The sequence below is a fragment of the Paraperibacillus marinus genome, assembly GCF_046237605.1.
Taxonomy (GTDB): Bacteria; Bacillota; Bacilli; order Bacillales; family DSM-1321; genus Paraperibacillus; species Paraperibacillus marinus.
Genome location: NZ_CP143542.1, coordinates 825139 through 838597, shown reverse-complemented (window position 1 = coordinate 838597; position 13459 = coordinate 825139). Strand labels below are relative to the sequence as shown.

Sequence of the window (13459 nt, the reverse complement as noted above, 5' to 3'; positions counted from 1 at the left end):
TTTTCTTAGAAGAGGGTATGTACAGTAACTAAAGGCATAATTTTAATAAAAATGAGTCCTTCCTATTGAACTTCTTACTGAAAGCTTGTATATTACATAATTGTTTACTAAAAAAATGCCATGGATTATTTGATCAAAATCCAGAAAGGACATTTATTCATGAAGCTCGGCGCCCGCATTTTAAAAACGGGAATTGCAATTATCTTAGCCATCTATGTATCACAGTTCTTCAACATGCCCACACCTGTATTTGCTGCGATTTCAGCAATATTTGCCATACAGCCCACAATATATCGTTCATATGTAACGATTTTGGAACAAATCCAGGCTAATCTGGTCGGCGCATTTGTTGCCACTTCATTTGTTCTGCTGTTCGGGAATCACCCATTCTTTATTGGGCTTGCTGCCATCATCGTCATATCGGTCAACCTGAAATATAATATGAAAAACTCTATCTCCATAGCTCTTGTAACGCTGATTGCGATCATGGAGAGCCAAAGCGGCAATTTTTTAAATTTTGCATGGCTGCGTTTTTCAACCATACTGATCGGGATATTATCTGCATTTGTCGTAAATTTAATTTTCCTGCCTCCCAAATACGAAACAAAAGTGTATACACAGATCGCTTCCCTTGCCGAGGAAATCTTTCAATGGATACGGATTAATACACGCCATGCGAGTGACCACGGCCAGCTAAAATCCGAAATCGGCCGCTTCAAAGAAGAAATCATCAAGCTGGAGCAGCTGTACCTAATGTACAAGGAAGAAAGAAACTTCCTCAAGCGGGAAAGGCTTGCAAAGTCCCGGAAACTCGTTGTATACCGGCAGATGATCTCAACAGTAAAAAAAGCGCTAGATACACTGAGAAGGCTTCATCGCTACGAGAACGAACTGCAGCAGATGCCCGAGAAATTCCAGGCCAGCATCCAGCAGCAGATGGATATGCTCATCTACCAGCACGAACAAGTTATGCTGAAATATAACGGTAAAATCAAATCACATACCTTCACCACAGAAGAAACAGGAAATAAAGTGGAACTGGTAAAGCTTTTGCTGAAAGGGCCGGAGGAGCTCAGCGATGAGCAGCACTGCCTCCTCTACCATATGATGCCCCTCGTCTCTTCCATCATCGAATATGAGGAAGATATCGAGCATCTTGATACACTCATCACCAGCTTCTTTTCATTCCACAGTGAAACAAATGAAGTATCCATAAGTGAAAAAGAGTAATGGGACCTGCCGATGGCAGGTTTTTTGTTTATTGGGGCGGCTGGGGAGCTGGGACTGGGGCAAGGATTTTTCGCCTTATCCTCCCTGTCGGTATGCTCTATTGGGGGAAACCTCCCCCTTTATTCAAAACAGGCCATGAGAAGAAAGTTCGCTTCCCATGGCCGGCTCGTCTTATGCTTGGCTTTTGCATATTTCATTCTGCTTTTTAAATCCCCTATTTGAAAAGCACCGTTCTCCGCTTTTCTGCTGAGTTTTATTCTTTTGACACTTTTTGTATTTCATTCTGTTTCTTATATATCCTCTTTGAAAAGCACCGTTCTCCGCTTTTCTAGTTATCCAATTGTTGTACTTGAAATAGTCGGTAATATCCACCTTGTTTTTTCATGAGTTCTTCGTGTGTGCCGATTTCGGCGATTTGGCCGTATTCGATGAGTACGATGCGGTCAGCATGGGTTATGGTTGAGAGCCGGTGTGCGACGATGAAGGTGGTTCTGTCCTTGGCTAGTTCCTCGAGTGCTTCCTGGATTAGGTGTTCGCTTTCGAGGTCAAGGGCAGATGTTGCTTCATCGAGTACCAGGATGGGCGGGTTTTTCAGGAATACCCTGGCGATGGCTACTCTTTGCTTTTGGCCGCCTGAGAGCTTGACGCCTCGTTCGCCGACTTTGGTGTCATAGCCCTGCGGCAGGTTGGTGATGAAGTCATGGGCATTGGCAGCGCGTGCGGCCCTGTATACTTCTTCTTCGGTGGCATCGGGCTTGCCCATCAGAATGTTTGCCATGACGGATTCACTGAACAGGATGTTATCCTGCAGCACCATCCCGATTTTGTCCCGAAGGCTCCTCACCCGATAATCCCTGAGATCGACTCCATCCAGGAGGATCCGTCCTCCGGTCACATCGTAAAATCTCGGGAGCAGGCTGACCAGTGAAGATTTTCCGCCTCCGCTCATTCCTACTAGGGCAATTGTTTCTCCCTGCCTGACTTCAAGTGAGAGGTTTTTCAGGACATTTCCTTCCCCTTCATTGTATGCGAAGGATACATCTTCAAAAGAAAGCTTTCCTTTAATATTCTTTGCTTCCTTTGCGTCAGATGCATCTTGAATGTCATATTTGACATCCATGAATTCGAAGACCCTGTCCATTGACGCAAAAGCCTGTGTCAAGGTGGTGGACGAGTTGACCATCCGGCGCAGCGGGCCGTATAGGCGGTCAATGTACGCGACAAATGCGACCATGGTTCCCACTGTAAGGTCTCCATGTATGACGAGGTATGCTGAGTACCCTATAACAAGGAGCGGGGAAATATCGGTGATGGTATTAACAACACCGAATGATTTGGCGTTCCAGCGTGTATGACTAAGCGCTTTGTCGAGATAATTTTTGTTTTGGCTTCCGAATCTTTCCTGCTCATAGTTTTCAATGGCAAAGCTTTTGATGACCGGCATGCCCTGGATTCTTTCGTGCAGATAACTCTGGACTTCCGCAAGCGCCTGGGAACGTTCCCGGGTGAGCGACCTGAGGGTGCCGAAGAAATATTTGATCGACAGGGCATAGAATGGGAACATCAAGATAGACACGAAGGTCAGCTTTACATCAAGCGTAAACATGATGGCGACAACGAAGACGATGGTTGCCAGGTCGAGCCAGAGATTCATCATTCCGGTCATAACGAAATCCTTTGTCTGCTCTACGTCATTGATGATCCGTGAAATGACTTCCCCGACTCTGTTATTGGAATAATATTTAAAACTTAGCTTTTGTACATGTGTGTACAGGCGGTTCCTGATATCAAACAGAATTTTGCTGCCAGTCCACTGGGCAAAATATTGCCGGTAATATTCAACCGGCGGTCTTACTATGACGAAAATAAATGCCATGATTCCCATAGCCCAAAGAAGTTTTTCTGTTTTGGCGCTGGCTGACAGGCCAGGATTGCCGATTACGTCGTCTACCACATATTTTATTAAATAGGGCAGCAGGAGCGGGATCCCGAATTTCACTAATCCAATCAGGATCGTCCCGGCTATCTGCCATTTATAAGGCTTGACGAACTGCATATATCGCCTGATGCTCCCCAAGATGGTCACCTTCTTATTAAGTATTCATCAGAAAAACCTGTTGATGGGACAACAGGCTTTGAAACACAGCATATAGGTATCTTGTACCCTTGAATTCCTATGCAGCAAACTGATTTATTTCCTGTAGGTTAGAAATCGTTCATACCAATTATCGATGAAATCTGGTGAAAACGGTCCTTTTCGCTGACGGATCCAATGAATTAGATTGTCCATATTCCGCCTGAGTATCTTGTCGATAACCACAGGATAGCCCATTTCACTGCCATGAAGCTCATATTCGTCCTCATCGAGGATATTGAAGGTCATATCGGGATACACCTTGATATCGAGGTCATAGTCAATATACTTCAACGCTTCATTATCATACACAAACGGCGAGCTGAGGTTGCAGTAATAGTATACACCGTCTTCTCTCAGCATTCCCAGAATATTGAACCATAGGCTTGAATGGAAGTAGCAGATTGCCGGTTCTCTTGTAATCCAGGTCCTGCCGTCCGATTCGGTTACCATAGTTCTGTCATTTGCAGCGATCACAAGGCTCTGTGTGCCTTTTAAGACCGTGGTTTCTTCCCAGATTCGATGAATCCGCCCATTATGTTTGTAGCTTTGTATTTGGATTTTTTCTCCTTCTCCGGGAATCCCCATATTTTATTTCTCCTCTGCTTTTAAGAATACAGTGAACCCTCACCTGTACCTTTACTTTGGCGGCGACATAAGCGAACAAACATCGCCTGCTATAATGCTTTAAATAGTGGTATTGGCTGTAAGTTATTCTACTATTATAACGATAATAAAATCTTTTTAAAACAAAAGAGTCATTGAATTTCAATGACTCTTAAAAAAAGCGGTTAAATTGTATTTAAATGCACTTCCTGATAAGAGCGGATAACCTCTTCTGTCTGGTTTTCAAAGGTTTTTTGGATTTTCCTTAAGTTGATCTTCATCAGGGCCATTTCTTCCCTGAGGGCGGCAAGCTCAGCCCCTTCATCGAGAGAATCCAGCTCCTGTTCGATATCCTGGCATCTTTCTAATTCCGACTGCAGGTACAGCAGCCGTTCCATTGTTTTTAACTGCTCGTTTACTAGGTAATCAAAATGCTTCAAGCGAATCCCTCCCGCCGGTTCCTTCTTTACTAAATAGATTCTTTTTGCCAGAAGGATTCCCTTTGACTTATTCTGTAGACTTTAGAGAAGTTTTGTCGATGAGGATGGATTCCAAAGAAAGAGAGAGCGGATATGATCCGCCCTCTCTTATGGGGTAACAATTATTTTTGGCTGTTGTTGCGTTGTGCTTGAGATTGAGCCTGCTGGTTTTGTTGTCTTACTTGCTGAGCGTCAGTTTGACGTTCAGAAGCAAACTCAGTGCCGAATTGGCCTTGAGAAGCAGAAGCGCCCATACCTTGAGAAGCTTGTTGGTTTTGTTGTCTTACTTGCTGAACGTTAGTTTGACGTTCAGAAGCAAACTCAGTGCCAAATTGGCCTTGAGAAGCAGAAGCGCCCATACCTTGAGAAGCTTGTTGGTTTTGTTGTCTAACTTGTTGAGCGTTAGTCTGTGATTGAGACTTTCCGAAGTTGTTTGCCATGATTATCACCTCCACGAATTTTAATGTAACCAAGAGCCGTGGAGTATATCCGGCATTTTTTAAATTTTTTCCGTTTTACATGATCAGGGAACGTCCGCCGTCCACGATGATTGTCTGGCCGCGGATCATGCTTGAATCATCAGAAACAAGGAACATGACAGTGTTGACCATATCCTCGATTTCCACCATTCGGCCTGCAGGAGTCTGGCTGGAAGCATCCTTCAGCAGCTCTTCACGGTTCGGGAAGTGTTTGAGCGCTTCGGTATCAATCGCCCCGCCAGATACGGCGTTTACACAGATATTCTTCGGAGAAAGCTCTACAGCGAGATATCTTGTCAATGCTTCCAGGGCGGCTTTGGAAACACCCACCGTCGTGTAGTTTTCAAGCACCCGGATGGAGCCGAGGGAACTGATGCTTACCATCTTGCCCCCGCCATTTTTCTCCATCAACTTTGCCGCTTCCTGCGCGCAGAAGAGAAATGCCTTGCTGTTGATGTCCATCGTCCAATTCCAATGAGATTCCTGGAGGTCCATCGCCGGACGCAGTACACCTGATGCGGCATTGCTGATAAAAACATCAAGCCGTCCAAAAACATTCTCTATTTCTTCAAACATAAGCTTTATTTTAGCCGTGTCGCCGACATTTGCTTTAACCAGCAGCACTTTCCTGCCCATTGCTTCGATTTCGGCAGCAGCCTCGGCAGCTGCCGTTCTGCTCCTGGCATAGTTTATTACGATATCATATCCTTCGCGGGCAAGCCGGAGAGCTGTAGCCCTCCCAAGCCCTCTGCTGCTTCCTGTTACTAATGCGACTCTTTGTGTCATATTTAACACCCTTTCAAAAATTTATGAATAATGAACGGCCTTCTGCAGGAAAAATAGGAATTCCAGGCATTCCATAAGGAGGAAGATCTATATGTATGTTGGCCGTGATATGACGGAACTTACCATGGTACCTAAAACCGAGTGGGCAAACAGCGAGCTTGCCTTTTTTCATCAGTCCCTGCAACAAATGGTACCCTATCTTAATTCAGAAGGACAAGCCATTCACAGGGAAATTGTAAAAGAAATTGAAAATCGTCATGACCTGCAGAGAAATGAAGCAGATTATACCCACGGCACAAGGACCAGCTATGATTGATGGGGGCATCGCCCCCTAATTATTTGAATCGAGATAGGCTTTCCAGATCTTTTGATGGGAAACAGGAAAGGCATAGTTTTCGATCTCCGTTACTGCAGCCCATCTGTATCCCTGCTGCAATGCTTCATTATGAATGCCTTCCACCGTGCCTGCATATACTTCCATTTTCCATTTCAGGTGCGAGAAGACATGCTCGAGGCTCACGAGATGATTTCCGAGCTTAGGGACTGCCCCCAGGCTCTCTGCAAAAAGCTGCCGGAAGCTCTCCCGCTTCGTCATGAGCGCCCCTGCATCCTCAAAGTTCGGAAACTCCCATAGATTGGCCAGGAGTCCGGTGGACGGCCGCTTATGGATCAATATTTCCCCTTTTCCATTTGTCAGGACAGCAGCGGTTATCGGCACGGTCCTGCTCTTCTTCTGTTGATTTTTAACCGGCAGACTGGATTGCACTCCTTCTGAAAAGGCCATGCAATGCTCCCGTACAGGGCATAATAAACATGATGGTACACGCGGGGTACAAATGATCGCTCCAAGCTCCATCAGTGCCTGGTTGAAGGAAGACGTATTGTCATGGTCAATCAGCTCCCTGACTGCAGCTTCAAAAATATTTCTTGTCTTCGGCTTTGCAATATCCTCTTCAATCAGCAGGATCCGGGAGAGGACCCTCATGACATTCCCATCGACCGCAGGCTCTGGCCTGCCGTATGCAATACTGAGGATGGCTCCGGATGTATAGGGACCGACTCCCTTAAGCTTCGAAATTTCCTGCGGGGTATCAGGGACAATCCCTCCATATTCCGCCTCCACTTCCTGGACAGCACTCTGAAGGTTCCTGACTCTGGAATAATACCCAAGCCCTTCCCATGCCTTCAATACTTTTTCTTCATCCGCTTCAGCCAGACTTGCGATGGTGGGAAACCATTCAATAAACCGGTTGAAATATGGGATCACGGTATCCACTCTAGTCTGCTGCAGCATGATTTCCGAAACCCATACCTTATAGGGATCCCTGTCCTTTCTCCAGGGCAGGTCTCTCTGCTCCCGGTCAAACCAGCCTATCAAGTCCTTCTGAAAGCCCCGGACATTTATTTTTTCCGTCAAATTATCATTATTCAAGGTTCTTTCCTCCGTGATGTTAACTTTTAGTTAGAAAGGGAATATATTAATATGATTCCTGGACTGATGAGCGGGCGTCTTGCTGCCGCCAGCAGGTCCGATACTGGATAAACCGGATCATAATCATGCAAAATAATTATATAATTTTTTATCTATAGGGCCGCTCGCCCATGCTGCCTCTTAATGGTAATAAGCAAAAAAATGGTTTTAGCAAGGAGGTTGGCTTATTGGATACGGGGACTCATTTTGTAATGGGCATTGCGCTCGGGGGACTGGCTGCACTCGACCCTGCTGTCGGGAGCGATCCAGCCACAGCACAGGCTGTCCTGATAGGCACAATCTTAGGCCAGCAGGCTCCCGATCTGGACACTGTACTTAAGTTAAGGAACAATGCTGTATATATAAGAAATCACAGGGGTATCACCCATTCTATACCGGCTGTACTCCTTTGGCCGCTGTTAATTTCTGGTACGCTCGGACTGATGCTGCCCGGGGCGGATTTTTTCCATCTGTGGCTCTGGACCTTCCTTGCTGTCGCACTCCACGTGTTTGTGGACCTGTTCAATGCGTACGGCACACAGGCACTGCGGCCCTTTTCTTCAAAGTGGGTCGCTTTTGGAATCATAAATACATTTGACCCGGTCATCTTCGGAATTCACATAGCGGGCATCATACTCTGGGGATTCGGTTTTCCTCCGGGCATCACTTTCCTGGTTATGTACATGGTGGTGGCAGGTTATTATGTCCTTCGAATCACCGAACACCGCCAGGTCAAGAAACGGGTGTTCAAATTGATTCCCGAGGCCAAGAAAGTTATCATTTCACCGACCATGCGCTTTCACCGCTGGCGGATCGCCATTCTGACCGGCACCCACTTCTATGTGGCCAGGTCTCATGACAAGGAACTGACCATCCTGGACAAATTCGAGAGGATCCCGCTGCCTGACAGCCGGATACTAGATGCTGCCAAGCATGATAAAAACCTTTCCGCCTTCCTTTCCTTTTCTCCGGTGTACCGGTTTGAAATCAAAGAAGGCAAAGATATCTCTGAGGTGCGTTTCATAGACCTCAGGTATAGAAGCAACGGTTATTATCCGTTTGTCGCAGTGGTTCACCTCGATCAGGACCTGAACATCATCAATTCATATACAGGCTGGATTTTCAGTGAAGAAAAGCTTAAAAAGAAACTTGATATCCTTCCGGGCTGACTGCATGGAAAAAGGCTGGTTATGGGCAATGGACTTCCGCTCTTTACATCATACATGCAAAGAGCGGATATCCAGCAGCCATAAGCCAGCCGTTTTTTAGTGAACAGGGCCTTCAGAGTCCAGAATATGCTTATATTTAGGATTTTTAGCCATAAATTCATGCAGGTTCCCTCCGTAGCTTTCCACAAATTGCCTCACAAATTTATAGGTCATTTCCGCCCCGCGGTATTCATGTCCGGCTTTCGCGTAAGTTGCTTCAAAATCCTCCCAGATGAGTTCAATCCAGGTTCTGGCCCTGGCTGGTTCAAGCTCCGGATTCTTCTCCAATAAAATGCCTGTCAGTTCTTCTATATAACTATTCATGTTTCTTTTCACCACCCATACCTTATTTTTGTCATTATAGCTCCCCCGATATTCCTTATACTAATACCAGGGCTTTCTTAAAGCCCAATACCCAGTAAGGAGGCCGCGGCCGATGAGCAATAAAGACAGAATCTTCCCCGGCGATACTGCCGGAAATGATGCGGGCCCACGTGCTAAGGCACAGTATTCCTCAAAAAGGGCAGATGGGACCATCAATACACATCCACAGGAAAGAATGAAGGCGTCTGCTCTCAGAGGAAAGTAAATTCAGGTTACGGAGAGTGTTTTTATGAGGAGCATGGACAGCCGGCCGCAAAGCGCCAAGCACCGCCATGACACCAGGCATGCCAGGGCACGGAAATTTACAGCCTCCGAGGAACGTGAGGCTCACGCCCTGAATGAGATGATAACAATCACAGATAAATGAACCGGCTCTCGTCAGCCGGTTATTTAATTTTCAGGAGCAGGGAAATAGGCAGCGCTTCTTCCTCTTTGCTCCCCTGAAGACGGAAGCCCCATGCAAAGACGCCGTTTAGATATTGAACCTTAAAATACTCTCCGGGTGCACCCTGGATTTCATATAACTCTCCAGGCTTGAAGTCCTTCGGATCAAGCAGGTAGGACTTTGCCATGGCCGCCTTCCTTTCAAGCACAGCATATTCATTGACCATCCCCATCTGCTCCGCCTTTCTCGCTTTTTCACTCAATGAATTGATTTCCTGCTGAAGCTCATGTGCAGTCAGCTGGCTGTATCTTTTTTCATTCATATTCCATCACTCCAAGATTTAAGTGTCTAACCCTTCTTCAAGAAACCGCTCAATCAGCTCAGCCTGAAAACCTTTCCTGAACAAAGCCTGCTTCATCCTCTGGGTATATTCATAGCCTGTATATTTCTGATATCTCCGGTGCGCCTTCATCCCCTGGATCACCAGCGCATCCCATTCAGCTTCATCTTCCTTTTCAAAAGCAACCTGTTTTAGCGCATCCTGGATGGATTCCCTGGAAAATCCTTTCCTCATGAGCGCCATTTCTGTCTTTTGCACCGCTTCTCTTTCAGATGAGGTTTTAGCCTGTTTAAAGGCCTTTTCGGCTGCCTGGACTGCGTTTTCCACTTCAAGGCTCAGCGAATACTCACTTAAGCCTGTCTGGATATGGGGATCCGATACCCCTTTTTCCTTAAGCTCTCTATAAATGAGGTCCTTCCCCTTGCCCTTCGCATTCATCTGTGTACGCACATAGGCTTTGGCGAATTCTCCATCATCGAGATAGTTAAAGCCGTACAGCTTATGGATAACTTCCTGGATGACCGGGTCGCCCCATTCTTTTTTCCGGAGAAGATTCCTGATTTCTGTTTCAGTCCGCATCCGGTGGGATAAATAATTGAGAGCCTGACTTAACGCTTTCTGGATATCCTCCTGAAAGCCGATATCTATAAAATCGAATTCGCTTATTTCCTTACCCTTTTTCAGGTCAAACTTAATAAGGACATCTTCATCTATGCTGAAAGCATATTCAGATCTTCCGTCTTTTTCTATATAGACGTTAAACCGGTCCTTACGCTTCTTCTGGGCAGTTATTTTTGAAATACGGGCCATTTCGTTCACCCCCTGAAACCAATGTATCATATTTTTACAGGGTTTTCCCTTAACAAGCGCGAAACAGCTATCATAGGAGGAATGGAAATGAATATTTTGATTGCCGGCGGAACAGGATTCATCGGAAGCGCTCTCCTTACGAGGCTGCAAATCCGGGGAGACAGGCTCTTTGTCCTGACACGAAAGGACCGCAAACCCAGTGAAAACATCACTTATATAAAATGGCTGTCCGGGGACAGTACTCCTGAGAAAAATCTGCCCGCTATCGATGCTGTAATTAATCTGTCTGGGGAGTCTCTGAATGGCGGGAGATGGACGAAGGATCAGAAGGAAAAGATCATTAACAGCAGGATTGATTCTTCAAGGGAAATAAACCGGATCATGGAGGCATTGGAAAGACGGCCCGCTGTTCTGATCAATGCGAGTGCCGTAGGAGTTTACGGGACCTCCCTCGATAAGACCTTTAACGAGGAGTCCCCAGCCTTCAATGAAGACTTTTTATCACACACTGTTAAGGCTTGGGAGACAGAGGCCGGCAAGGCAGCATCTTTCGGTACACGGGTAGTGCTTGCGCGGTTCGGGGTCATTCTTGGGCGCAGCGGCGGTGCCCTGCCAAAAATGATTCTGCCTTACCGCCTGTTTGCCGGCGGCAGGGTCGGGAGCGGCAGGCAGTGGCTGTCATGGATCCATATCGATGATGCCGTAAACGCGATCCTTTTTGCCCTCGATTCTCCAGAAGTAAGCGGTCCAATCAACATTACTTCCCCCAATCCTGTCCGGATGGATGAATTCGGGAAAACAGCCGGGGCAATTTTGCACAGGCCGCACTGGCTCCCTGTCCCCTCACCACTGCTGAAGCTGATGCTTGGCGAGATGAGCATGCTCGTGCTCAAAGGTCAGAGGGCGGTTCCGGCAAAGCTTGGAGCACATGGATTTAAATATAAGCATCCAGGCTTATCCTCTGCCCTTGAATCGCTAAAATAGCTTTTCTTTGTGTATGGGGGAAGCTTATACGGGGAAATATGTGATTATAACTGTAAAAGGAGCTGGCTCATTTGGACAAGAAACGAAATGAAAAAAGAAAAAACCATTTAACGAGCACCCAGGAAGTTTTGTATAGAAGAGAGTTCAAGAAAGCTGACCGGGCAGCGGGCATTAAACCATAATTTCCATACATAGAGAGTTGTCCGCTTAGGGAAACTATCCACAGGAAAGATATTTTCCTAATAATCATCCGATTGGGGGCATTCTTATGGCACGTTCACGAGGCCGTAATCACAGCCGGAACAAACAGGATCTTCCGCTTACACCAAAAGAGTTCAAGCGGGACGGACTGGATGTAGAATTCTCCGAAAGACTTGCCGATACGGATGACCTGGAAGCGCAGGCACGCTCAAAAGCTGCAGACCAGCGGGCAAAAGCACGCCAGATGCGCAGCCGATAACAAAAGGAGCAAGGGTCCTTGGCCCCTGCTCCTTTTGTTATTCACAATCATGAACAAACAGCGCTTGTGGATAATGTGAATAAACTGTTAATTACTTGATGTAACAAAACCTTAATTGTGGATAAATCTGTGAGTAATTTGTCGATTCCTCCCGAATTCCAGTGAGCAGGACTTTACCTCTATACCGGGACGCTCACAAAGAATTCTTCATAAAGGGATTTGACTGCCTTCTTTTCATCAAGCTGTTTGACTCCGAACATCATGCTGACTTCAGATGACCCCTGATTGATCATTTCAATGTTCACACCCGCTTTTGCCAAGGCCATTGATGCTCTCGCAGTTGTTCCTACATTATGACGCATCCCTTCTCCGACAATCATGATCAATGAAATATCTTTCTCCACCTTTACTTCATCTGCCCCAAGGTCATCATATATCCGGTTGATGATGGTTCCCTCAAGCTCCCTGCTGAATCCATCCTGCTTGATGATCACGGAAATATCATCGATGCCCGACGGAGAATGTTCGTAGGATAGATGAAATTCCTCGAGGATGTAAAGAAGCCTTCTTCCGAACCCAAGCTCCCGGTTCATCAGGTATTTGCTCACATAAATGCTGCAAAAGCCATCAGCACTCGCTATCCCGACAACAGGTCCATTTGATTTCTTTCTGCTGTTCACAATGAGTGTCCCAGGTGCATCAGGATTATTGGTGTTCTTAATATTCACTGGGATACCGGCCCGGAAGGCGGGTATCAAAGCCTCATCGTGAAGGACGCTGAAGCCGGCATATGAAAGCTCCCTCATCTCCCTGTAGGTGAGCATACTGATTTCTTTCGGCCCGTCAACCGTTCCGGGACTGACTGAGTATACCGCATCCACGTCTGTGAAGTTTTCATATAGTTCTGCCCTGACTGCATTTGATAAGATAGATCCCGTTATATCTGAGCCGCTCCTTGAAAAGGTGGCAACACAGCCATTTTTTGTGTATCCGAAGAATCCCGGGAACACCGAGATGCCTTCTCTGTCAGCGAGGGAAGCCAGATTTCCGTACGATTCATCAAGCACCTGCGCATTCCCTGGTTCAGCCGATACAAACAGGCCGGCCCCGAGGGGATTTTGATAGGAGGACTCCAGCCCCTGCTGCCGGAGATAAGCGGCAAGCAGCCTGGCACAATTATCCTCTCCTCCTGCTTTTACCAAATCAAGGTACTGATCCGCCTTAAGTTCTCTGTTCTCAATCCTTTTCCTGATATCTGTGCTGATTTCTTCTATTACCTCCGCATCGAGGTTCAGGCAGTCCGATATGTCTTTATACCTTTGAACGATTTCCTCATATAAAATTTCATCCACCCTTCCGTTTTTAAGGAAGAATCCCGCACTTGCTATCAGCAGGTCTGTTACCTTTAGATCCTCCCTGCTCCGTTTGCCCGGAGCTGAGACGACAATGAGCCTTCTTTCAGGATCGGAGGCAATAATGCTGCATACTTTTTTAAATTGTTCACCAGATGCAAGGGAAGAACCTCCGAACTTTACAACTTTCATTCCGACAACTCCTGTTTTATTATTCTGAAAATTAATCCTTATTATATACCTTTTCTTTTAAGAATCAAGGAAAAATTCCGCAGTATAGATACAAATGTATTTTTAAAAAAGACAATTAAGTGGATTTTCATCATTTCCCAGTTATTTCTTTTGTAATGC

The 13459-nt window shown here is 46.2% G+C and carries 18 protein-coding genes; 8 read left to right on the top strand and 10 right to left on the bottom strand.

Annotation, left to right across the window (positions count from 1 at the left end):
* The first annotated feature begins 159 nt into the window (after window positions 1-159).
* Complete coding sequence (locus tag V1498_RS04265; protein WP_409297063.1) at window positions 160-1230, top strand: FUSC family protein; 1071 nt, start codon at window positions 160-162, stop codon at window positions 1228-1230.
* Window positions 1231-1558: 328 nt separating this feature from the next.
* Here the strand turns inward: V1498_RS04265 and V1498_RS04260 are convergent, their stop codons facing one another.
* From V1498_RS04260 to fabL, 5 genes are all read right to left on the bottom strand, one after another.
* Window positions 1559-3307 carry an ABC transporter ATP-binding protein gene (locus tag V1498_RS04260; RefSeq protein ID WP_409297062.1) on the bottom strand — a complete coding sequence of 583 codons (1749 nt, stop codon included), beginning with the start codon at window positions 3305-3307 and terminating at the stop codon, window positions 1559-1561.
* Window positions 3308-3421: 114 nt separating this feature from the next.
* Entirely contained in the window at window positions 3422-3952 is a 531-nt protein-coding gene (locus V1498_RS04255) for a DUF402 domain-containing protein (RefSeq protein WP_409297061.1), read from the bottom strand.
* Window positions 3953-4155: 203 nt separating this feature from the next.
* On the bottom strand, window positions 4156-4410 hold the full coding sequence (locus V1498_RS04250) for a YgaB family protein (RefSeq protein WP_409297060.1): 255 nt from the start codon (window positions 4408-4410) through the stop codon (window positions 4156-4158).
* Window positions 4411-4571: 161 nt separating this feature from the next.
* A complete protein-coding gene (locus V1498_RS04245; protein WP_409297059.1) occupies window positions 4572-4889 on the bottom strand; it encodes a gamma-type small acid-soluble spore protein in 318 nt (105 codons plus the stop codon).
* Between the two features lie 75 nt (window positions 4890-4964).
* Window positions 4965-5714 carry an enoyl-[acyl-carrier-protein] reductase FabL gene (gene fabL / locus V1498_RS04240; RefSeq protein ID WP_409297058.1) on the bottom strand — a complete coding sequence of 250 codons (750 nt, stop codon included), beginning with the start codon at window positions 5712-5714 and terminating at the stop codon, window positions 4965-4967.
* A gap of 91 nt (window positions 5715-5805) precedes the next feature.
* Between fabL and V1498_RS04235 the strand changes: the two genes are divergently transcribed.
* Window positions 5806-6030 carry a hypothetical protein gene (locus V1498_RS04235; RefSeq protein ID WP_409297057.1) on the top strand — a complete coding sequence of 75 codons (225 nt, stop codon included), beginning with the start codon at window positions 5806-5808 and terminating at the stop codon, window positions 6028-6030.
* Window positions 6031-6045: 15 nt separating this feature from the next.
* On the opposite strand, the gene mutY is transcribed toward V1498_RS04235, so the two are convergent.
* Complete coding sequence (mutY, locus tag V1498_RS04230) at window positions 6046-7146, bottom strand: A/G-specific adenine glycosylase (protein ID WP_409297056.1); 1101 nt, start codon at window positions 7144-7146, stop codon at window positions 6046-6048.
* Window positions 7147-7373: 227 nt separating this feature from the next.
* Here mutY and V1498_RS04225 point away from each other — a divergent pair, with 227 nt between their 5' ends.
* Complete coding sequence (locus tag V1498_RS04225; RefSeq protein WP_409297055.1) at window positions 7374-8354, top strand: metal-dependent hydrolase; 981 nt, start codon at window positions 7374-7376, stop codon at window positions 8352-8354.
* A gap of 96 nt (window positions 8355-8450) precedes the next feature.
* Here the strand turns inward: V1498_RS04225 and V1498_RS04220 are convergent, their stop codons facing one another.
* Window positions 8451-8717: a YfhJ family protein gene (locus V1498_RS04220; protein ID WP_409297054.1), complete on the bottom strand. Its 267-nt coding sequence runs from the start codon at window positions 8715-8717 to the stop codon at window positions 8451-8453.
* A gap of 112 nt (window positions 8718-8829) precedes the next feature.
* On the opposite strand from V1498_RS04220, the gene sspK reads away from it, so the two are divergent.
* Both sspK and V1498_RS04210 read left to right on the top strand, forming a co-directional pair.
* Entirely contained in the window at window positions 8830-8982 is a 153-nt protein-coding gene (sspK, locus tag V1498_RS04215) for a small, acid-soluble spore protein K (RefSeq protein WP_409291576.1), read from the top strand.
* A 24-nt stretch (window positions 8983-9006) separates the two neighbouring features.
* The gene (locus tag V1498_RS04210; RefSeq protein WP_409297053.1) at window positions 9007-9144 is read left to right on the top strand and encodes a hypothetical protein; all 138 of its coding nucleotides are present in this window, start codon (window positions 9007-9009) and stop codon (window positions 9142-9144) included.
* Between the two features lie 19 nt (window positions 9145-9163).
* Here the strand turns inward: V1498_RS04210 and V1498_RS04205 are convergent, their stop codons facing one another.
* Together V1498_RS04205 and recX are read right to left on the bottom strand one after the other, a co-directional pair.
* The gene (locus V1498_RS04205) at window positions 9164-9484 is read right to left on the bottom strand and encodes a YfhH family protein (RefSeq protein ID WP_409297052.1); all 321 of its coding nucleotides are present in this window, start codon (window positions 9482-9484) and stop codon (window positions 9164-9166) included.
* A gap of 18 nt (window positions 9485-9502) precedes the next feature.
* Window positions 9503-10312 carry a recombination regulator RecX gene (recX, locus tag V1498_RS04200; protein WP_409297051.1) on the bottom strand — a complete coding sequence of 270 codons (810 nt, stop codon included), beginning with the start codon at window positions 10310-10312 and terminating at the stop codon, window positions 9503-9505.
* Between the two features lie 87 nt (window positions 10313-10399).
* On the opposite strand from recX, the gene V1498_RS04195 reads away from it, so the two are divergent.
* The 3 genes from V1498_RS04195 (at window position 10400) to V1498_RS04185 (ending at window position 11756) form a co-directional block, all read left to right on the top strand.
* The gene (locus V1498_RS04195) at window positions 10400-11296 is read left to right on the top strand and encodes a TIGR01777 family oxidoreductase (RefSeq protein ID WP_409297050.1); all 897 of its coding nucleotides are present in this window, start codon (window positions 10400-10402) and stop codon (window positions 11294-11296) included.
* A 71-nt stretch (window positions 11297-11367) separates the two neighbouring features.
* Window positions 11368-11478, top strand: coding sequence for a YfhE family protein (locus V1498_RS04190; RefSeq protein WP_409297049.1), 111 nt, complete (start codon window positions 11368-11370; stop codon window positions 11476-11478).
* Between the two features lie 86 nt (window positions 11479-11564).
* A complete protein-coding gene (locus V1498_RS04185; protein WP_409291570.1) occupies window positions 11565-11756 on the top strand; it encodes a YfhD family protein in 192 nt (63 codons plus the stop codon).
* Window positions 11757-11935: 179 nt separating this feature from the next.
* On the opposite strand, the gene V1498_RS04180 is transcribed toward V1498_RS04185, so the two are convergent.
* A complete protein-coding gene (locus V1498_RS04180; protein ID WP_409297048.1) occupies window positions 11936-13300 on the bottom strand; it encodes an aspartate kinase in 1365 nt (454 codons plus the stop codon).
* Between the last annotated feature and the right edge of the window lie 159 nt (window positions 13301-13459).